This is a genomic window from Stenotrophomonas maltophilia group sp. LNF247 (assembly GCF_054083135.1).
This window is the reverse complement of the sequence record NZ_JBSRQL010000007.1, coordinates 163,840-183,784: the sequence shown is the minus strand read 5'-3', so window position 1 is coordinate 183,784 and position 19,945 is coordinate 163,840. Positions and strand designations below refer to the sequence as shown.

The 19,945-nt window shown below is 66.2% G+C and carries 18 protein-coding genes and 1 tRNA gene; 12 read left to right on the top strand and 7 right to left on the bottom strand.

The features are described from left to right. The first annotated feature begins 77 nt into the window (after positions 1 to 77). Together yjjJ and ACTXG9_RS09680 are read left to right on the top strand one after the other, a co-directional pair. The gene (gene yjjJ / locus ACTXG9_RS09685) at positions 78 to 1,451 is read left to right on the top strand and encodes a type II toxin-antitoxin system HipA family toxin YjjJ (RefSeq protein ID WP_242015185.1); all 1,374 of its coding nucleotides are present in this window, start codon (positions 78 to 80) and stop codon (positions 1,449 to 1,451) included. Positions 1,452 to 1,575: 124 nt separating this feature from the next. Then, positions 1,576 to 1,651 (top strand) — tRNA-Ile (locus ACTXG9_RS09680). Positions 1,652 to 1,759: 108 nt separating this feature from the next. On the opposite strand, the gene ACTXG9_RS09675 is transcribed toward ACTXG9_RS09680, so the two are convergent. Both ACTXG9_RS09675 and ACTXG9_RS09670 read right to left on the bottom strand, forming a co-directional pair. Further along, positions 1,760 to 2,272, bottom strand: a complete 513-nt coding sequence (locus ACTXG9_RS09675; protein ID WP_155030172.1) for a hypothetical protein — start codon at positions 2,270 to 2,272, stop codon at positions 1,760 to 1,762. Then, a complete protein-coding gene (locus ACTXG9_RS09670) occupies positions 2,269 to 2,796 on the bottom strand; it encodes a hypothetical protein (protein ID WP_019660765.1) in 528 nt (175 codons plus the stop codon). Before ACTXG9_RS09670 ends, ACTXG9_RS09675 begins: the two co-directional genes overlap by 4 nt. A gap of 828 nt (positions 2,797 to 3,624) precedes the next feature. Here ACTXG9_RS09670 and ACTXG9_RS09665 point away from each other — a divergent pair. Further along, a complete protein-coding gene (locus ACTXG9_RS09665) occupies positions 3,625 to 5,256 on the top strand; it encodes a serine hydrolase domain-containing protein (protein WP_457654784.1) in 1,632 nt (543 codons plus the stop codon). An 18-nt stretch (positions 5,257 to 5,274) separates the two neighbouring features. Here the strand turns inward: ACTXG9_RS09665 and ACTXG9_RS09660 are convergent, their stop codons facing one another. Further along, positions 5,275 to 5,667, bottom strand: coding sequence for a DoxX family protein (locus ACTXG9_RS09660; RefSeq protein WP_019660763.1), 393 nt, complete (start codon positions 5,665 to 5,667; stop codon positions 5,275 to 5,277). A 118-nt stretch (positions 5,668 to 5,785) separates the two neighbouring features. Here ACTXG9_RS09660 and ACTXG9_RS09655 point away from each other — a divergent pair, with 118 nt between their 5' ends. Beyond that, positions 5,786 to 6,205 (top strand): H-NS histone family protein, encoded by a 420-nt coding sequence (locus ACTXG9_RS09655; RefSeq protein ID WP_019660762.1) that lies wholly within the window; start codon positions 5,786 to 5,788, stop codon positions 6,203 to 6,205. A 49-nt stretch (positions 6,206 to 6,254) separates the two neighbouring features. Then, positions 6,255 to 6,662, top strand: coding sequence for a hypothetical protein (locus ACTXG9_RS09650; RefSeq protein ID WP_019660761.1), 408 nt, complete (start codon positions 6,255 to 6,257; stop codon positions 6,660 to 6,662). 23 nt (positions 6,663 to 6,685) lie between these two features. Here the strand turns inward: ACTXG9_RS09650 and ACTXG9_RS09645 are convergent, their stop codons facing one another. Then, entirely contained in the window at positions 6,686 to 7,327 is a 642-nt protein-coding gene (locus tag ACTXG9_RS09645; protein ID WP_188249654.1) for a glutathione S-transferase family protein, read from the bottom strand. Between the two features lie 472 nt (positions 7,328 to 7,799). On the opposite strand from ACTXG9_RS09645, the gene ACTXG9_RS09640 reads away from it, so the two are divergent. Beyond that, positions 7,800 to 8,252 carry a PA2169 family four-helix-bundle protein gene (locus tag ACTXG9_RS09640; RefSeq protein WP_005419568.1) on the top strand — a complete coding sequence of 151 codons (453 nt, stop codon included), beginning with the start codon at positions 7,800 to 7,802 and terminating at the stop codon, positions 8,250 to 8,252. Between the two features lie 252 nt (positions 8,253 to 8,504). Continuing rightward, positions 8,505 to 9,692 (top strand): CmlA/FloR family chloramphenicol efflux MFS transporter, encoded by a 1,188-nt coding sequence (gene cml / locus ACTXG9_RS09635; protein WP_134730024.1) that lies wholly within the window; start codon positions 8,505 to 8,507, stop codon positions 9,690 to 9,692. 64 nt (positions 9,693 to 9,756) lie between these two features. On the opposite strand, the gene ACTXG9_RS09630 is transcribed toward cml, so the two are convergent. Then, positions 9,757 to 13,149 carry an autotransporter domain-containing protein gene (locus ACTXG9_RS09630; RefSeq protein WP_206621552.1) on the bottom strand — a complete coding sequence of 1,131 codons (3,393 nt, stop codon included), beginning with the start codon at positions 13,147 to 13,149 and terminating at the stop codon, positions 9,757 to 9,759. A gap of 189 nt (positions 13,150 to 13,338) precedes the next feature. On the opposite strand from ACTXG9_RS09630, the gene ACTXG9_RS09625 reads away from it, so the two are divergent. Then, on the top strand, positions 13,339 to 13,539 hold the full coding sequence (locus tag ACTXG9_RS09625; RefSeq protein ID WP_031270690.1) for a hypothetical protein: 201 nt from the start codon (positions 13,339 to 13,341) through the stop codon (positions 13,537 to 13,539). Positions 13,540 to 13,643: 104 nt separating this feature from the next. Further along, positions 13,644 to 13,994 (top strand): VOC family protein, encoded by a 351-nt coding sequence (locus tag ACTXG9_RS09620; protein ID WP_058978719.1) that lies wholly within the window; start codon positions 13,644 to 13,646, stop codon positions 13,992 to 13,994. Positions 13,995 to 14,253: 259 nt separating this feature from the next. Here the strand turns inward: ACTXG9_RS09620 and ACTXG9_RS09615 are convergent, their stop codons facing one another. Next, positions 14,254 to 14,556: a KGG domain-containing protein gene (locus tag ACTXG9_RS09615; RefSeq protein WP_180877493.1), complete on the bottom strand. Its 303-nt coding sequence runs from the start codon at positions 14,554 to 14,556 to the stop codon at positions 14,254 to 14,256. Positions 14,557 to 14,752: 196 nt separating this feature from the next. Next, a complete protein-coding gene (locus ACTXG9_RS09610; protein WP_206621551.1) occupies positions 14,753 to 15,217 on the bottom strand; it encodes a MarR family winged helix-turn-helix transcriptional regulator in 465 nt (154 codons plus the stop codon). A gap of 52 nt (positions 15,218 to 15,269) precedes the next feature. On the opposite strand from ACTXG9_RS09610, the gene ACTXG9_RS09605 reads away from it, so the two are divergent. The 3 genes from ACTXG9_RS09605 to ACTXG9_RS09595 all read left to right on the top strand — a co-directional run bounded on the left by ACTXG9_RS09605 (position 15,270) and on the right by ACTXG9_RS09595 (position 19,918). Beyond that, positions 15,270 to 16,181 carry a S41 family peptidase gene (locus ACTXG9_RS09605; RefSeq protein WP_111098711.1) on the top strand — a complete coding sequence of 304 codons (912 nt, stop codon included), beginning with the start codon at positions 15,270 to 15,272 and terminating at the stop codon, positions 16,179 to 16,181. 98 nt (positions 16,182 to 16,279) lie between these two features. Next, positions 16,280 to 17,173, top strand: a complete 894-nt coding sequence (locus ACTXG9_RS09600) for an NAD-dependent epimerase/dehydratase family protein (RefSeq protein ID WP_019660752.1) — start codon at positions 16,280 to 16,282, stop codon at positions 17,171 to 17,173. A gap of 213 nt (positions 17,174 to 17,386) precedes the next feature. Further along, entirely contained in the window at positions 17,387 to 19,918 is a 2,532-nt protein-coding gene (locus tag ACTXG9_RS09595; RefSeq protein ID WP_021204098.1) for a methyl-accepting chemotaxis protein, read from the top strand. The last annotated feature ends 27 nt before the right edge of the window (positions 19,919 to 19,945 follow it).

Below are 19,945 nucleotides of genomic sequence, written 5' to 3'. Positions count from 1 at the left end.
CCGTTTTTTTGATGCTAATTACGTAACAAGCTTCGTATTACGTAATGCACATGCCACGCGCTCAACGCCCACAGGTATTGGATCTGATCGCTCAGCTGGCCCCCGGCCAGCCGCTACCAGCCGCGGCGCTGGCCGAGCGGCTGGGGGTGGACCGGATGGCGCTCAGCCGGCTGGTGGCCGCCAGTGGCCCGCAGGTGGTGCGCATGGGCAGAACGCGGGCAACCGCCTATGCGCTGCGGCGGCCCACCCGGGCAGGCAGCGAATGGCCGCTGTACCGGCTGCGCGAAGATGCGACGCTGGAGGAGCTGGGGCGGGTAATTGCGCTGGTAGGAGGCGGCTTCCATGTCGACGCCGGGCCTGACTGCCCGAACCTGCGACGCGCGCCCGAAGGTGGCGTTGCTGCCTTCTTTCCTGACTTACCGTGGTACCTGGATGACCTGCGACCGCAGGGATTTCTTGGTCGCAGCTTCGCCCATGGCCGTGGGCAGGCGCTCGGCCTGCCGAAGAACCTCAATGGCTGGCAACCGGACGATGTGTTGATGGCCCTGGTAACCGCTGGCGGGACTGAAGCGGGCGATCTGCTGCTCGGTATCGCCGCCGTGGAGGCGGCGATGGAGGCGTTGCAGGCGCCGATCGATCGGGTTGCGGCCGACGATCGTCTTGCACAGTATCGCGAGCGTGCGCGTGCTGCGCTGGACGGAGAGGACGTGGGCTCCTCGCCGGGTGGCGAGCAACCCAAGTTCACCGCCACCGTGGAGGTCCACGGCAGGCGCCGCTCGGTGCTGGTCAAGTTCGCGCAGCCCGATGAAGGCGCCGCCGCCCAGCGCTGGAGCGATCTGCTGGTCTGCGAACATCTGGCGCTTGAGGCCCTGCGCCAGTCCGGACAAGCCGCGGCGTCCAGTGAACTGCTGCAGTCGCCCACGCACACCTTCCTGGAAATCGAGCGCTTCGACCGCACGCCCGATCTGCTGGGGCGGCGAGGCCTGGTCTCGCTGCTGTCGCTATCGTCTGCGTTCACCGGCGAGGTCACCCCAGCGTGGCCGGTTGCAGGCGCCGAACTGCGTGATCAAGGCTGGCTGACGGCCGACACCGTGCAGGCGATGGGCCGACGCCACGCGTTCGGGCGGCTGATCGGCAACAGCGACATGCACCACGGCAACATCGCCTTCCACTTCGTTGATCGCGGCCCGCTGCCGTTGGCGCCGGTCTACGACATGCTGCCGATGTCGCTGGCGCCGTCAAAGCTGGGCGTGTTGCGCGCGGACGAGCCGCTGTCGCCGGTCGCACCGCTGGGCAGTGGTGATCTGCAGCATCTGCGCTGGGCGGCACCGGTGGCTGAAGCATTCTGGCAGTGCGTGGCTGTTGACGGGCGGATCCAGTCGCCAGCAATGCGGTCATTGGCGGGGGCGAACGCCGAGCGGGTGCGGGAGATGGGCGCGCGGTTTGGGTGAGCCAGCTGTTGCGCAAGCCTGGGCGCGCGGCGTTGCGTAGCGATGGCTGAGGGTTTTTCAGTGTGTCTTGGCGCCGGCGGGTAGCCGGTTGAGCGCAGGCTCCACTACACTGTGGCGCTGCGCCGGGCCTATAGCTCAACGGTTAGAGCAGGGGACTCATAATCCCTTGGTTCCAGGTTCGAATCCTGGTGGGCCCACCAATTGAACGTCCAGCAAAGTCCAGTGACGACGCCCCGATGGCGTCTGGCTGGTGCGTCAGGGGCGCCAAGGGCAGCACCTTGCGGCGATGCCCTTTCATTGTGGTGCCCTCAGGATCGTGGCAGATTCTCGATAGGACCAACGCGACCGGGCGGGGGCGGCTGACAGTTGCCGAAGCACCCGCCACCACCGGGGAACCAGCCGCCGATCCCGCCACCACCGCCAGTGCTGCCACCACCACCACCGCCAGACGGGGGTGTCGAGGCGAAGCTGTCCTCGGTGCCGCCTGACTCTTCTGCCGACTTCCCGCACGGCTTGCTGACGGTGATCATGCTTGAGCCGGTCATCATCATGATTTTTGTTTTGTACATGACGTTGCCGACGAAGGACGTGTTGCGCCATGCATCCGCACCGAACGTCCTTTCAGCGGTCTCATCCAGCTTCTTCAGGAATGCCCGGTTGGGCGCATCTGCGGATGAGGCACCGGCTTGCTTGGCCGCCGCGATATCCTTCAGGTCGACCGATATCGAGAACGGGAGCATTGGAAGAACGGTGCAGGCCAGAGCAACACCGGTAACGGTGAAAGCAGCGGTGGCCAGGACGAATTTACTTGCAGGTTTCATTGCCATCCTTGCGAGTTGTCAACGGGGAACGGGCGGTAATCGGGAACGAACGGGACGCCGGTTCGTTCCTGGTAGAGCTGGTTGAATGTGGCATTCAGACGAAGCGCTTCGGCCTCCCCCTGCATCCGCTCTTCGATAGTGAGCGGTGCAGAGAACATGATTTCCCTGCCAAGCGCGGCGGAAGGGTCTGCGCGCATCTCCAGGACGCGCGAAACCGCGTATGCGTTGATGTTTCCCGCTCGACCGGTGGATGCGAAATGAGTCGCAAGCAGTTGCAGTGCAAAGTAGTTGCCGTCCACTGCGGACGACATCATCCGGTCCAAGGCGGTTCGATCGGGCAGCTTTCGCGAGTCCAGCATGGTGCGCGCAAGCTTGTCGCCGCCGTGGGCGGCTTGTTCCAGCAACGCATCGGGCGCGCTGGAATAGGAAGCCCACTGCGCGGTATTCGGATAGCCGTGTTCATCCAGCCAGCGTTGCTCCTCGCGGCTACGCCCATCAAATGGATCATCGTCCTTGGGTTCCATTCCATCGCGATTCTGCGGAACACCAGGAAACAGCATGCTCGTGCTGTTGGCAGGCCGTAACGCGGGTGACGCAGCCGAGGGTGTCGGCGCAGAAGGATCCTTGCGCTGCCCGCCCGCCTGTTCAACGTTCGGTGCCGTTTGCGAGGACTGTGGCGTGGGGCGAAGGAGGAGAAGGGCCGCCACCGCTCCCGTGGCGAGTACGGCAACGACGAGTGCTGCAGCGAATTTCTGCGATGAACTTCTGTATTCCATGAGGGTGGTGCAGTTTCCTTGCGATTAACACTGGGTCGGGTAGGCGACGCAACAACGTTGGAGCTGCTCGCGCAACTGAAACGGAGTGCATGCAAGTCCCCAGAGATGGACTCGATCGTCTTGTGCACATCTGCATCGCCCGCAGAGAACGGAAAAGTGGTGCAGCCTCCCCCGGTCCGCCTTGGTTCGTATTCAGTCCTTGTTTACGTTCTGGTCCGTCACGCGCTTCGGACCCGGTGCCGGGCGACCCGTTGCACATCACCGACTACTGGTCACGACCAGAGCTCCGGGCACCGCCACAGGCCTATTGGAGCGAGTGCCGCGCCTTTGTTGCGGCGCAGGGAATCCGCTTGCCGCTCTCTGCGGGCTGAGGCCTGCGCAGCCGGCGAAGGTGCAGCACTGTCGATCACCGCACTCTGTGCCGAATGACACATGCCCCGCCATTTCTGCTGGCGGGAAGATGGCGGCATCCCGAAGTGGAGTGATCTGATGCCTGGTACGCTCAGTCGTCGCGCCTTCCTGGCCAACGCTGCTGCCGTTCCGGCGGCCACGCTCATGCCCACCGGCGTTGCTGCGGTGGCGCAGCCAACCGTCACCACCGGGAGCCTGATCGACGCGGAACGCGGCGTGATCCGCTCGGCCATGGACGGCAGCGGCATCGGTGCCGCTGCCGTCTGCCTGGTCGAAGGCGGGCAGGTGCGCTGGACTGAAGGCTTCGGTCACGTATCAGGCCAGGGCAGCGCAGCCGTAGACGCCAGCACGATGTTCAGCATCCAGTCCACCTCGAAGAATTTCGCTGCGGTGGCGGTGCTGTTGGCCGTGCAGGACGGCATCCTTGATCTGGACGTGCCCATTACCCGCTATCTGCCGTCGTTCACGGTGCGCAGCCGCTTCGAGCATGCTCCACAGGAGCGCATCAGCCTGCGCCTGCTGCTTGCCAATCGCGCGGGATTCACGCACGAGGCGCCACTGGGCAACAACTACGAACCGGCGTCGCCGGGCTTTGATGCGCACGTCCGCAGCATCTCGCAGACATGGCTGCGCTTTCCAGTGGGTACGCGCTATCGCTACTCCAACCTGGGCTTCGACCTTGCCGGTCATGTCATTGAGCAGGTTGCGGGCATCAGCTATCCGGCCTGGCTGCAGCGCCGGATCTTCGAGCCGCTGGGAATGCACGACAGTACGGCCGATGCCTCGATCTACCTGGCAAGCAAGGGGCGGGCACTGGGAACCCAGGAAGGCCATGCGCAGGTACCGCCGGTGACGCCGCTGGTGGTGTCGGGAGGCGTCTGGACCAGTGCCGCCGACATGGCGAAGTATCTTGGCTTCCTGCTCGGTGGCGGTCGATCCGGTGCGCAGCAACTGCTCGAGCCTCACCTTTGGGACGAGATGCATGGTTTCGGCCTGGGCGGTGACTACGGGCTCGGTGTCATGCGCAGCGAACGCCTCTACGGCAGTACATCGGTGAGGCTGCTGCACCACCGCGGCGGGGGCTTCGGATTCGGGTGCGTGTTCACCTACTGCAGGCAGGCAAACGCTGGATTTGCCGCGATGTTCAATCGCGCGACGTCTGCGGGGTACGGCATTGGCGAGCGTCTGCTCGATCAGCTGTTGTCGGCGCGTTTCAGGCCTCGTCAGCCGCGTGTGCCCCTGTCTTCCCTGGCGCCGATCAGGTTGAACCAGGACCAGGTGCAGCGGATGGCGGGGAGCTGGATCGGGCGCAGCGGCAAGGCGAAGATCGTGGTTGCCGGAAGCGGTGAACTGCAACTGCATCGTGGGGCGCAAGCTGTGGGCGGCCGTTTTGCGGCCATCGACGGCGACCAACTGTTCACCGTGGACACCGATGGAGAAGTTGCGACGTACCGCTACCATGCGGCGACGGACATGCTGCCGGCGCACCTGGAATGCAGCAACGGCGAGGACGGCCTGGACCAGAACGATCCCATCGATGGGCCCACCGGGCCGCAGGCGCCCCATTGGCAACCCTGGCTGGGGCGCTATCGCATCGACCAGTGGGGAAAACCGTCGATGTCCGTTGTGCTGGAGCAGCGACAGGGCTGGCTGTACATCGATGGCATCCGCCTGGTCACCGAAGTGGAGCCAGGCTTGTTGTTCACCAGCGATGGCGAAGCGGTGGATTTCCGCAGCTCCCAGCCGACATGGCGAAACCTGCGTCTGCAGCGCGTCCCGCCCGTGGGCCAGGGGTGATGGCGGCATGCCGCCTGCTTATCCGCGCCGCCCACGCCCATCAATGCTGTAGCGCCCGGCTCCGGTACAGGCCAGCAGCAGGAAGCCACCGGCCAGGCCCAGGTTCTTCAGGAACATGATCTGCTGGGTCTGATCGGCGAAGTTGTGGTGGAAGATGAAAGCGGTGACCAGGCTGAAACCTGCCAGTACGACCGCCACCAGCCGGGTCTGGAAGCCGAGCAGGATGCACAGGCCGCTGCCGATTTCGAAAGCGATGGTCGGCCAGAGCAGGATGCCGGGAACTCCCATTGCCTCCATGTAGCCCTGGGTACCACTGAGATCACCGAGCTTGCCCAGCCCGGAGACCAGGAACAGGGCCATCAGCAGGATGCGTGCAAGCAGGTAGGCGAGCGAATGCGATGAAGTGCTCACGTCGAGGTCCTCGGAGATGGCCGACGCAGGCGATCGGAGCCCACCGGCGGTGAAGCCCGTGTCTACGCGCCGGGCAGGGTGCCTTGACAGCTGCCGCGCTGCAGTAGACCTTTCCCGCATGACGATCGATATTGAATCGCTCAGCCTTCGCGAGCTGGGTGCCCTGGTGGTTGCCGCTGAACGGCGGAAACAGCTGATTTCCAGCCGCCGTCCGGCCAGTGCGGTGCGCCGGATGCTGAAGGCCGCCGCCGCCGAAGCCGGATACACCATCGAAGAACTCTTTGGCGGCCAAGCCTCGGAAACACCTGCGCCCGCCCGCAAACCCGCCCGCCGTAAATCCGGTAAAGTCGCGCCCAAGTATCGCGACCCGGAATACAAGCGCCTGACCTGGACCGGTCGCGGGCGCATGCCGCGCTGGTTGGCGTCCAAGGTGTCGATGGGCCACAAGGTCACCGATTTCCTGATTCCTGGCTTGGCCAGGCCGACCGCTGGCAAGACCAGCACCATCGGCAAGCGGACCGTCATCAAGAAGGGATGAGGCTGCAGCACTGCTACCCTGCCTAGGTCTTTCAACCAAGGAGCACGGGATGGCACACGAGAGTGGCATGATGATCACGCCGAAAGTCCTGCACGCCGCGGCAGGCGCGGCCGTGCTGGTCAGCCTGCTGGCCTGGGCGGTGGAATGGAGCGGGATGGCTTATGTCTGCCCGTACTGCCGCGTGCAGCGCACGGTCATCGGCGTGCTCGGCCTGCTCACGCTGTTCGCGCGCCCGGGGAGCCTCATCGTGCCCTGGTTGTCGTACACAGCCGGTGGCTTCGCGTTCGTGGTCGCAGCGATGCAGCACTTCAACGGCTGGAAGCGCATTTCCGCCGGTGATTTCAGTTTCAACGCGCAGTGGTACATCGATCCGTGGCTGCTGTCCGGCTGCGCGATGCTGATCCTGGTGGCGCAGCTGATGCTGGTGCAGGCCGCCTGCCGGCGCAGCTTGCGCTGAGTATTTCCACGCATGGCGCGGAACTACCCGTTCTGGAATACCGCCAGCTGCGCAGCAAACGCGCGCTGATAGGCGGGACGCTGCGTTGCCCGTGCCACATAGGCCACCAGCAGCGGATACGCGTCAAGCAGCCCGCTGCTCTTCAGGCGCAGCAGCACCGAAACCATCATCAGGTCGCCCACGCTGAAATCGCCGTCCAGCCACGGCGCGTTGGCCAGCCATGTTGACAGTTGCGCCAATCGCGCCCGAACCCGCTCATCCAGCATCGGCAGCCGCTGTGCGTACCACGGCTGCTCGCGCTCCAGCACCCAGGCCATGGAGCGCTCGACAATCGGCGGCTCTACCGTGTTCAGTGCGGCAAACAGCCACATGACCGCGCGCATGCGGGCATCCGGATCAACCGGGAGCAGGCCGGAATGTTGTTCGGCCAGGTGCAGGACGATCGCGCCGGATTCAAACAGGACCTGGTGGCCCTCCTGCCAGGTGGGAATCTGCCCGAACGGATTGCGTGCCAGGTGCGCGGGCTGCTTCAGCTCGGCAAAGCTGAGCAGCTGCACGTCATAGGGCACGTCCAGCTCTTCCAGCGCCCAGCGAACGCGCATGTCACGGGCCAGGCCCTGGCCGCGGTCGGGAGAGGTGGCGAAGGCGGTGAGGATGGCGGTCATGGCAGCAGTCCGCGTGGTGAGGGAAGGGCTTTGATGATCTGACGAGCGGGCGTCCCGGAAATCGACATCGATGGCGGCGCCCTGCACGTCACCTGCACGCGTCCTGCACGTACGTACCGCCGCCGATCCATCAGTCTGCCGGGGTCATCCGCAGAAACAGGTAGCAGGCATGAATACCCCCGGAAAACCGAAGCCCAGTTGGCGCCAGAGAAACGTACTGATGGGAGCGCTCGCCGCGGTCGTGGTGATCGTGCTGATCATCCTGTTCGTTCCCTGGTGAGGCTGGCCAGCACCGCTCGATGTGAGCCACGCGCCACTGTGGCGTGAAGCAGTCAGTGCGGGTTGGGTGAAGTGATGTGCATATCAATCGCTGCTCACCCGCGAACCACACGAGCATGTCCACAGTGGATCCGCAGGCAGCGCAGTCGAGGCTGCTTTTCTCCCCCTGAAACGAAGATACAGGAGCAAGGCCATGAGCACCCAGTCCACCATCGAACACCGCCTCAACGACCTGATCGAGATCGCCCGCGACGGCAAGTCGTTCTACGAAGAGGCCGCAACCAAGGTGAAGGATGCCGAGCTTTCGGCCTTGTTCACCCGCATCGCCGGCGTCAAGGGCCGCATCGTCGCGGCGCTGAGCGGTTCGGTGGCTGCCAGCGGCGGCAAGCCGGCCGAGCATGGCACCGTGGTGGGTTCGATGCAGCAGTTCTACGGCAAGGTCCGCGCCGCGTTCGGAGATACCAACTATGGCTACGTGGCCGAGCTGGAAGAGTCCGAGGATCGCCTGCTGGGCGCGTTCAAGGATGTGCTGAAGGACAATGAACTGCCGCCGGCGGTGCGCCAGGAAGTCACTCAGCTGTTGCCCGAAGTGCAGGAGTGCCACAACGTGATGCGCGCGCGCAAGCATGCGATGAAGGCGGCCTGACGATCAGCGGCGGCCCACTCCCCAGGGTCGCCGCGGCCGGGGCGGCACCGCTGCCCCGGCCACCCTGAACCGGTCGCTGCTACACTTGCATCGGTTCCGCACCGCCAACGATCAACACCATGAGCAACGGGAACGGTCCGCAGACAGTTCGCTGAGCCGCAACAACGATGCAGACGTTGTTGCAGTGATCATCCCTGCGATGCACGCGAAGTGGATGGATCGCCGCCGGATCACTCCGGGCGGAGACTCCCCATGTTCAATCGAAAGGCCCCGCGTTGGGCCCACCCGTTGCCGTCGGCCATTGTGCTGATGGCGCCCTTCGACCTCCTGGCCTCGCTGGCCATGGACGTCTATCTTCCTGTGGTGCCGGTGATGCCGCAGGCACTGCAGACATCCCCGACGCTGGTGCAGCTCACGTTGAGCAGTTACCTGCTGGCGCTCGGGCTGGGCCAGTTGCTGTTTGGTCCATTGTCCGACCGCATCGGGCGACGCCCGGTCCTGTTGCTGGGGGCGTTGCTGTTCGCGCTTTCGTCGTTTGCGCTGGCCCTGTCCGGCAGCGGCGCCGCTTTTCTGGCCTGGCGAACCGTACAGGCGGTGGGAGCGTCGGCGGCATTGGTGGCGACCTTCGCCACGGTCCGTGACGTCTATGCCGATACACCCGAAGGCGCCTCGCTGTATGGGTTGTTCGCTTCGATGCTGGCCTTCGTGCCGGCGCTGGGGCCTGTTCTGGGCGCACTGCTGGCTGGTGCCGTCGGCTGGCGCGCGATCTTCGTTCTGCTCGGCGTACTGGGCACGATCGCCGGCCTGCGCGCGGTGCGGCATTGGCACGAAACCCGCCCGCAGTGCCATGACGGGGCGCGACCGGCGGCACGACGCATCCTCGGCAGCGGCGCGTTCTGGGTCTACACGCTGGGCTTCAGCGCGGGCATGGGCACATTCTTCGTGTTCTTCTCAGTCGCGCCCCGGTTGCTGGTCGGGCGCATGCAGTACTCGCCGCTGTCGTTCAGCCTGGCCTTCGCGACGGTGGCACTGGTGATGATCGTCACGGCGCGGATGGCGAACGCGTGCATTGGGCGCTGGAACGTGCGCGGTACCTTCCTGCGCGGCCTGTGGGTGATGGTGGCCGGGGCGCTGCTGATGGCGTCGGCCGCCGCGTGGCGTCCCTCGTTGATCGGCGTGGTGCTGCCCATGTGGGGCATCGCGGTGGGGCTTGTGATGGTGGTTTCAGTGGCTGCCAACGGTGCGCTGCGTGATTTCGCCGATGCGTCGGGTGCGGCGGTGGCCCTGTACTACGCAGTGCAGAGCCTTATCGTGGCAGGCATCGGCACGCTGGTGATCCTTGTGCTACCCGGCGATACCGTGTGGCCGCTGGTGGCCTATGGGTTGCTGCTGCCACTTGCCAGCCTGGCAGGTGCCGCCGCCCTGCGCCGTCGCGCATAGCGCTGGGGGTGGGCAAAAAAGGGGCGGCCGCAAGGCCGCCCCAACCCGTCAAGAGAACACGTGTTTAGAAGCGGATGGACCAGCGAGCACTGGCCCCATGGTCGCGGCTTTCACTGCCGAACTGGCCGCTGTAGCCCAGCTCCAGCTGCTGCCGCGGCGTCAGCCACGCCGACAGGCCCAGCTCGGCCACGACAGCGTTCTCGGCAATCGGTGCGCCTTCGACTGCAAAGGGCGTGCTGCTGTTGGCAAAGGCCAGGTTGGCCACCTGGCTGCGGTCTCCGAAGGCGCGGCGATAGCCCAGACCACCGCGCAGATGCAGCCAGCTGTCCTGCTGGAATGATGCCTTCAGGCCCTTGTCGAAGCGCAGCCCTGCGGTAGCGGTGGTGGTGCCGGTGTCGTCCACCTCGCCGTGCAGCGCCGCCGCGCCACCGCGCTCGTTGATCTGCTTGAGGTCCACTTCCACGCGAGCCACCTGCAGGTAGGGCTCCAACCCGCCTTCCGCGTTGCCGAAGCGATAGCCCGCTTCGATGAACGCTTGGCGCGCATGCGCGTTGTAGCGCGCGCTCAGGCTGTCACTGAAGCCGGCGAAGCCGACATCGCGCGTGCTCTTCACCTTGTGCTTGCTCCATGCCACGCCACCGCGCAGGCCGAAGCCGCCCCAGGCGTGGCTGGCATAGGCGCCGACGTGCGTGTTGTCGATCTTCGACTTGGCACGGCGCTCCAGCTGCTTCACGTCGGTGCGGCCGGTACCGGCCAGCACGCCGACCTGCCAGCCATCGAACTCGCGGTCGATGCCCACCAGCAGGCCATTGCTGTTGGCATCGGTGCGCGCGGTGTTGCTGTTGCCATCCAGCCTGCTGTTGCCGCCCAGTGCCTGCACCCAGGCACCGGTGGCGTCACCCGTATCGGATCCCGGTGCGGTTGCGCCGGCACGGCGTGACAACGCAGCGTCACGGACATGACGGCTGCCTTCCACCAGCGCCAGCGAGGTGGCTGCGTGCAGCTCGCCGCTGAGGCCGTCGAGTACGGCACCGACCTGCTGCGGGAACAGCTGTGTCAGCGGCTTGGGCAGGCCCTGGTTGATCGCCAGGCCATCGGCCGCCGCCGCAACCGCATGCTGGTTGGGCGTAGTGGCCGCACTGGCCAGCGATGCACCACGGGCCACGTCGATGCGTGCTCCGTTGGCGCCGTACGCCAGGCTGAACTGCAGGAACGGCGAGAACGCGCTGAAGTCGGTCTTCGCGAACTGCCCGTTGAGACCGCCGTCGGCGCGGATGAAATTGAACTGCTCGCCGAGGTAATAGGTGCCCGGCTCCGGCAGCGCGAGCAGGGTACCGCCCAGGGTGGCGGTGCCGGTCACGTGCAACTGGTCACTGCGCCCGCCTGGAGCAAGTTCGGCGGCATAGACGCCGGTTGCGCCCTGCACGTAGTTGCCGTTGATGGTCAGCGTGCCGATTGAATTGCCGGGCGCGATGATGCCGTCGACTTGGGTGGTGCCGAGCGTACCGACACCCTTCAGCAGGCCGTTGGCACCGACCGTGGTGGTGCCGCCGGTCTGCGTGCCGTTGAAGGACACCACGCCGCCGTTGACGCTCAGGTTGCTGTCCTTCAGCACGGCGCTGGCGCTGACCGTACTCACGCCACCGGTAGTGGTCAGTGCGGTGGAGAACAGGCTGCCGTTGAGCAGGAACTGGCCGCCCTGCACTTCGACCGCCGCGGTAAGCGCGTTGGCGCCGTTCAGTTCCAGCGTACCGTCCTGCAGTACCGCGCCGTTGAAGCTGTTGTCACCGCTCAGGCGCAACCAGCCGATGCCGGACTTGGTCAGCTTGCCGGGGCCGCCGATGTCATTGGTCCAGTCATCCCAGGCATCGCCTTCCCACACCTTCAGGCCACCGGCCTTCTGGTTCATCACCACGTTGGTGTCCACGCGCAGCGAGCCGTAGCCTTCGATGGCCTTGCGCAGGTCCATCAGTCCCCAGCCGTAGATCTCGTCGATGCCGGGTGCGCCAAGATCACGCGCGGTGGTCAGCAGCACGTCGCGGACCTGCGCGCTGTCCAGATAGGGGAAGCGTTCGAACAACAGGCCCAGCGCACCGGTGACGTGCGGTGCGGCCATCGACGTGCCGCTGAGCAGCCCGTAGCTGTAGGTTGGCACGCGCTGGGTGACGTCGAGCGACAGGTTGCCGTTGGCATCAACGCCCAACGACGCCGCAACGGCGGAGTCATCGCCGTAGACCGTGGAGTTGATGTTGGAACCCGGGGCCGCCAGGCACCAGTTGGCGCTGAGCCCGCACTTGTTGGAGGTCAGGCTGAGGGTGAAATCCTGTCCAACGTTGACGACGCTGAGCCAGTATTTTTCGATGTCGGCGAAGGCACGCGGCAGGGTGGCGTACATGCCGGCGATCGGGCTGGCCGATACAGGAGCCGCAGCACCGCGCGCCGGCGAATTGCCTGCCGCCCAGACCTGGATCATTCCCCTGGCGCGTGATCCATCTGCATAAGTGGCAAGGTAGTCGCGATAATCGGGATCGTTGTAGATCCGGTCCATCAGCACCGCATCGGGTTCCTTGCTCAGGCCCCAGCTGTGGTTGACCGCGCGCACGCCCTGGGCATTCATCTGCGCATACATGTCGACCACGGCGGACGAATCCGGCCCGACGCTGCCCAGCGAGACTACGGAATACCCGGTCGCCGTACGCTGCCATTCGCTGGCGCTGTTGAAGAACAGGCGGGCCACACTGAGATCGGCGCCGAAGGCCACGCCATGCATGCCGTTGCCATCACGGTTGGCAGCGATGGTGCCGGCAACATGGGTGCCGTGCACTTCGTAGCCGATACCGGGCTGTACATAGGGCCCCGCCAGGATCAGATCGCGGATGTTCTGCGGGACGTTTGCGTTGAACCCGACGTAGCTGACCTGCACGTCGTCGCCGTCACTTGAGAAGCAGGCGCCGGGGCCAGTGAGCTGTGCAGTGTTGGTGCAGCGCGTGCCATCGGCGAGCACGTCGGCGATGTGGATGCTGCGATGGTTCTTGCCAGCGAATTCCGGATGGTCCAGGCCGGTGCCACTGTCGAACACGCCAAGGCGGATGCCGGTGCCCGTCAGGCCACGCGCATAGGCGTCGTCGGCGTGGGTCGCCGCCAGGCCCCAGTCGGCGTTGAATTCCTCCGTGTGCCAACTGGCCGGATCACCTGCGTTACCGAGGAGCGACGTGCTGCTGGCTGCTGCCGTGGGTGTTGCGGCCGCTGCGTTGGCGCCGGCCGACGCGCTCGCCATCGACGTGGGCTGCGCCCATGCCGCCTGCAGTTGGCGCTGCTGCTGCCAAGCGTCGAGTGACTCGCTGGCCATGGCGGGAAGCGCTGCAGCCAGCAACAGCGAACTGGCCACGGCCAACGCCAGGCGGCTGTGCAGCGGGAAGCGGGAGTGGGACGAACAGCCGTGCTGCGGGTGATTCATCGGACAACATTCCTTGGTTGACGGACAACAACGCCGTTAACCCCGCAGCGCGCCAATCACCCCCAGTAGTGTGAAGGAATTTTTATGAACGCGTTAAGGTGGCGTGACGCCGGTGTTCACGTTGCCTCGCGGCTCCCCCGCTACCGTGAGCCGGCCTGGGCTCACCAGGCTTATCAGGGAGTGATGGTGATGCGTACTGTCAGGAAAGTGATCGTGGCGGCGCTGTTCGCGCTGGCGTGTACCGGTTCGGTGGCGGTGGCGGGCCCTGTCGAGCCTTGCGACGCGCCCTGCTGGCGGGCCTACCAGATGTGCCTGGCCAGTGGGGCCGACGCTGGGGAATGCCAGCAGGCGTACAATACCTGCGTGGTCGATCTGTGCATGGGCGTGTGAGTCGCGCCGATTGAGCCGTGTGGGAGCCCCGTCACTGACGGGGCTCTTCTGTTTCCGTGGAAGGTCGGGCAGTCTGGATGGGCCCTGTCCAACGGAAGCATGCCATGGCCGTCAAACGCGTCGTCGCCAACATCGCCACGGCTGAGCCGGAACGGGCCGCTGCCTTCTATGGCGAGCTGCTTGGCATGCCCGTGGTGATGGATCATGGCTGGATCGTCACCCATGGCGGGCAGGGCAGTGCGCTGGCGCAGGTCAGCTTTGCCAGTGAAGGCGGTTCAGGCGCCGCGGTGCCGGACCTGTCGATCGAGGTGGACGACCTGCAGCAGGTGCTGGAGCGCATGCGTAAGGCCGGCATCGCGCTGGAGTATGGGCCGGTCGATGAACCCTGGGGCGTGCGCCGCTTCTTTGTCCGCGATCCATTCGGGCGGCTGTTGAACATCCTCGTGCACACCTGAGCAGGACGGTTCCAACGCCGCCTGCTACCCCGTGACAGGCCGACCCTGCGTGGCAATCGACATCACAGGGGCTGGCAGGACACGCGCGTGCGCCTATCGCGCAACCGGGCGCAATGCACGCCGCGCCGCGGATGCTTACGTGGTACCGCAGTGGCACGGCCGTCGGCGTCGGCTGGGCGATGGCATCGGCCGGTACCTTGGCCCAGCTTGTGGCTGCAGGATGGCACCGCCGACGGGAAACGGCCTGGCCGCGTGATGATCACTTCTGCTGGCGGTGCGGAGCCTCTCCACCATGCTCGATCTGCTGCTGCTGCTGCTGCTGCTGGCGCGCGTTGGCGTGGCGCGCGTGCCCACCCTCGCGCCCGATCGCGGCCATGTGCTGCCGATCACGGCTGATCGCCTCGCCGCCCTTGCGGCCTGCCGCACGTGCCTCATCGCGGCTGAACTCATGCGCATTGCCGGAGGCATGCGCCGCACGTCCGCCTTTGGCAGCGATCGCGCGCTGCTTGGCCTGGTCCATCGAGGCGAAGCCCCGGTTGGAGCGGTGATTCTGCTCAGTCATGGGAAGTATCCTTCTGCATGGGCGGCGCCGTGGTCGGCGACAGCGCCAATGCTTGGCCAGTGCGTGCTAAGCCGAGGTCGCCATCCCCGCCGTGGTCTTCACCCGGCATGCGCACGTGGTTGATGAGTCCTCCATTCAGGCGAATGCCAGGACCACCACCACCGGCGAACACGCGGGGTGTCGCCGACGCACTGCATCAGCGCAGGCGGGCGTCGCGCAGGCGTTGCGCGAACGGTCGTTGCTCCAGCACCTTCAATGCCTCACGCAGCACCTGTTCCAACGACTGTCCAAGATCGGCGTCGAGACTGCGGGCCGCTAGCTCCGTAGCCTGCCACTGCGCCTGCAGCGCCGGCAATGCCTGCAGGGCGTGCGGGCTCAACTGCAGGATGCGTTCGCGGCTGTCCTCGCCCACCGCAGCGTGCAGCCAGCCGTCGTGCACCATCGCTGAAACCGTCTGGCTGAGCGCGGAGTGGCTGAGCCCGCAGGCCAGTGCCAGATCCTTGATGCGGCAGGGGCCCTGCACCATCAGCGTGCGCAGCACCGGGGTGTAGCGCGGCCGGTAGTCCAGTTGCAGATCCCGGTAGGCCTGCTCGACCGCCGGGTCGAGCTGGTCGAGCAGGGCACGCAGCAGCGTTCCCAGAGTTGCACGTTGGAGATCCATGATGACAATGATATATAAGCACTTATATATCATCAAGGCGACGGAGGCGATCATGACGGTTTCGTGGATGCTTGGCGCGTTGCTGGCGGCCGCCTGCCCGGCGCAGGACGCCGTGCTGCAGGCAGCGGCCACGGCGATAGAGGCGCAGTACCTGGATGCGGCCGAAGGCGCACGCATTGCCGAAGCCGTGCGCGGCTGGTCCACCCAGCAGCGCTATGTGGACAGCTGCTCGGATCCGAAGGCTTTCAGCGCACGCCTGAACCAGGACCTGGACACGTTCGATGGCCACTTCCATGTAGAGCGCGTGGACGCAACGGCCGGCCAGGACGACTGGCTGATGGCATGGCGCGCGGATGCGCGCAGCAATGGCGCTGGCGTGCGCGAGGTACGGGTGCTGGAGGGCAACATCGGTTACCTGCGGCTGAGTACATTCTATCCGCTGGATCTGGCCCGGCCGAAACTCGCCGCCGCCCTCGAGCTGCTGGCCGACACCGATGGCCTGGTGCTGGATCTGCGCCAGAACGGCGGCGGGGATGACGGCAGTGCCGACCTGCTGGTGCGCACGCTGTTGGACGCGAAGATCGACGCGGTGCAGCAGTTGGACCAGCGCGGGCGGCGCACGCTGGTACCACTGCCGCCGGCAAGCCTGCCCACTTACCTGAAGCCGCTGGTCGTGCTGATCGATCGCCGCACCGCGTCGGCTGCCGAGTTCGTCGCCTACTCGCTGCAGGCGCTGGGCCGTGCACGCATTGTCGGCACGCGCAGCGGCGGCGCTGCACACATGGTCGATGATCCTGTGCTGCTGCCGGATGGCTATCAGATCAGCATTCCCGATCGGCAGCCGATCAATCTACATACCGGAACCAACTGGGAACGCACCGGTGTCACGCCCGACGCGGCAGGCGGTGACGATCCGCTGTTCGTCGCGCGGCAGCTGCTGGCCCGATCGGCCTCGCGGGAATGAACGCACAATTGCAATTGCGCCCTATCGCAGACGACATGCAGCGTGCCTAGAATCGAGGCATCCCGGTAGTTCCCGGGCGCTTCGAGTGAATGGACTCAATGAAGATTCTGCTGACCGGCAGTTCCGGGCGGATCGGGCGCGCGATCTTCGGCGCATTGGCGGCCTCCCACGAAGTGGTGGGGCTGGATCGCAGCCCATTCGCCACCACCCGCATCATTGCCGATGTCACCGATCACCAGGCTGTCGCACGGGCGGTGCAGGGCGTTGACGCGGTGATCCATACCGCCGCCCTGCACGCACCCCACGTCGGCCTGGTGCCGGACGGGGTGTTCCACCAGATCAACGTGGAGGCGACCGCGCACCTGCTGCAGGCCGCACGCGAAGCCGGGGCGCGGCGATTCGTGCTGACCAGTACAACCGCGCTGTACGGCCACGCCGTGGTCGCCGGTGGCTGCCGTTGGATCGATGAAGACACCGAGCCGTTGCCGCGCACGATCTACCACCGCACCAAGCTGCAGGCCGAAGCACTGGCCGAAGCCGCTGCGGCGCCGGCCTTCAGCGTGCGCGTGCTGCGTATGGCCCGCTGCTTCCCCGAGCCGCCCGAACGCATGGCGATGTTCCGCCTGCACCGCGGTATCGACGCACGTGATGTAGCCAGCGCGCATGCTGCACTGCTGCTGGACGAAGGTGCCGCTTTCGCGCGTTACATCGCGTGCGCTCCAACGCCGTTCCGGCGTGAGGATTGCCTGGAGCTGGCCACCCACCCGCGCAGCGTGCTGGCACGCCGCGCGCCACAGCTGCTGGCCGAGTTCGAACGACGGGGCTGGCCGCTGCCGTTGAGCATCGATCGCGTCTACGACAGTGCCCGCCTGCGCAGCGTGCTGGGCTGGCAGCCGCGCTTCGGCCCGGACGACGTGCTGCAGCAGTACGCCGCCGGCAGCATTGAGGTGCTGCCAAGGGCGGAGTGGATCAAGGATCGGGTCGCCGAATGAGATGGTCGCAGGGGGCGGGGCACCGAGCCCACCCTGAGCAGGTTCAGGAATGTGCAGGCCGCTGGCCTCAATCTCGATGGCGGCCGGCCGCTAAACCCGGTGTGCCTCGTGCACCGGGCGCGGCCCGGCGGCCGGTGGCCTGCGCGACGGATCGCGCGCCTGCGCGGTGTCCTCGTGACGCCGGTCGTCCTGAATTGCCTTGCGGACCCTCCCATGCCTTCTTCCCGCTCCGCCACTGCCCAACGCCCGGGCAGCATCGCCCACAAGCTGATGCTGGGCACCGCTGTGATCGCGCTGCTGTGCTTCGGCCTGACCGCGTTCCTGATCTACCGGCAGGCCAGCGCCAGTCTGATCAGCGCCTCGCGCCAGACCATGACCAGCGAGGCCAACGCCGAGGCGCGCCAGGTGGCGGCTGACCTGGGCACCGCCTTTGCCAGCAACGATGCCATGGTTGAAAGCGTGCTGGCCCAGCGTGCCCGTGGCGACGTGCCCGACCGCGCCAGCCTGGCGGCGGTGCTCGGCGAACAGCTGCGTGCTCATCCGCAATGGCTCGGCAAGAGCACCATGTGGGAGGCCGATGCCTTCGACGGCAAGGATGCGGAGTTCGTCAATAGCGAAGCTCACGATGCCACCGGCCGTTACATGAGCTACTGGGCCTGGCAGGACGGCAAGCCGCAGCAGTCGGTGATGACCGATTACACCGAGACCGCCAGCGGATCGGGCGACTGGTACATGGGGCCCAGCCGTGACAAGCTGCCCAAGGTCAGCGAACCCTACGCCTATGACATCGCCGGCCAGAAGGTGCTCATGAGCACCCTGAGCACGCCGATCATCGAGAACGGCAGATTCCTGGGCGTGTTCACCGTGGACTTCTCGCTGGCGGCGTTGCAGAAGCACCTGGCCACGCTGAAGCCGATGGGGGCCGGTCGTGTCGAACTGCTGTCGCCGAAGGGTGTGGTGCTGGCCTCGGCCAATGCCGCCGAGATCGGCAAGCCGCGCAGCGACGCGCAGACCCGCAGCATGCTGGCCGACATTGCCGCCGACCGTCGGTTCGAGGCCTTCACTCCGGATGCGGCCGGCAATGTGCGGGTGTATGTACCGCTGCGGGTCGGCGATGCGCCGCAGCGTTTTGCCCTGGGCGTGGTGATGCCGCACGCGGTGATCGTGGCTGAGGCACGCCAGCTGCTGTGGCTGACCCTGCTGGTCGGCGTGATCGCCGCGCTGAGCCTCAGCGCCGGTGTCCATGTACTGCTGCGCCGCCTGGCAATCCGCCCGTTGGCCGAAGCGGTGCGCGTGGCCGGTGATGTCGCCGCCGGCAAGCTGGACAGCACGCTGCCGGCGCGCAGCAACGACGAAGTGGGGCGCCTGCTGGACGCGATGCAGGGCATGCGTGGGCAGTTGCAGTCAGTGATGGCTGCGCAGGCCGAAATGGCGCGCCGCCACGATGCCGGGGAACTCAGCTACCGCATGGATGCTGCGGCGTTCCCGGGCGAGTACGGCCGCATGGTGGCCGACAGCAACCAGCTGGTGGCCTCCAGCAATGCGGTCACCCAGCGCCTGGTCGAGGTGATGCAGCGCTACGCCGTGGGCGACCTCAGCGTGGACATGGAAGCGCTGCCGGGCGAGAAGGCGGCATTCACCGCCGCGATGGCAACCACCAAGGGCAACCTGGCTGCGATCAACGAGCAGATCCAGCAGCTGGCCGCCGCCGCCGCTGCCGGTGATTTCGCCGTGCGCGGTGATGCGCTGCGCTTCGAGCATGATTTCCGCCGCATGGTGGAGACCTTGAACACAATGATGCAGGTCAGCGACCACAACCTGGCTGCACTGTCTACGCTGCTGCGCGCGATCGCCGCCGGCGACCTCACTGCGCGCATGCAGGGTGAGTTCCACGGGGTGTTCGCGGTGATGCGCGACGATGCCAACAGCACCGTGCAGCAGCTGACTCAGATCGTCGGACAGATCCAGCAGTCGGCGGCCAGCATCCGCCTGGCCGCTGGCGAGATCGCGGCCGGCAACAGCGACCTGTCGCGCCGCACCGAACAGCAGGCCGCCAATCTGGAAGAAACCGCCGCGTCGATGGAGGAACTGACCTCCACCGTGCGCCAGAATGCCGACCACGCGCTGCAGGCCAACATGCTGGCCGGTTCCGCAGCGGGCGTGGCCAGCGAAGGGGGCGAGGTGGTCAGCCAGGTGGTGCAGACGATGCAGCAGATCGAAGCCTCGTCGCAGCGCATCGCCGAGATCATCTCGGTGATCGATGGCATTGCGTTCCAGACCAACATCCTGGCATTGAACGCGGCGGTGGAAGCCGCGCGGGCCGGCGAGCAGGGCCGTGGCTTCGCCGTGGTCGCCAGCGAAGTCCGTGCGCTGGCGCAGCGCTCAGCGGGTGCCGCCAAGGAGATCAAGGAGCTGATCGACGCTTCGGTGGCACAGGTCGGAGCCGGTGCGCAGCTGGTGCACGGTGCCGGACGCACCATGCAGGACATCGTCGGTCAGGTCGGCCGCGTGAATGAGATCATGGCCGAGATCTCGGCCGCCTCGCGCGAACAGTCGGCCGGCATCGAGCAGGTCAACCAGACCGTGGTGCAGATGGACGAAACCACCCAGCAGAATGCTGCACTGGTGGAGGAAGCCAGTGCAGCAGCCCGCGCGATGGAGGAGCAGGCCGAGCAGCTGGCGGTGGCGGTGTCGCGCTTCCGCCTGCAGGCCGGGCCGATGGCCACGGCACGCCGCGCGGCCTGAGCCAGAAAACGAAGACGCCCGGCGGAG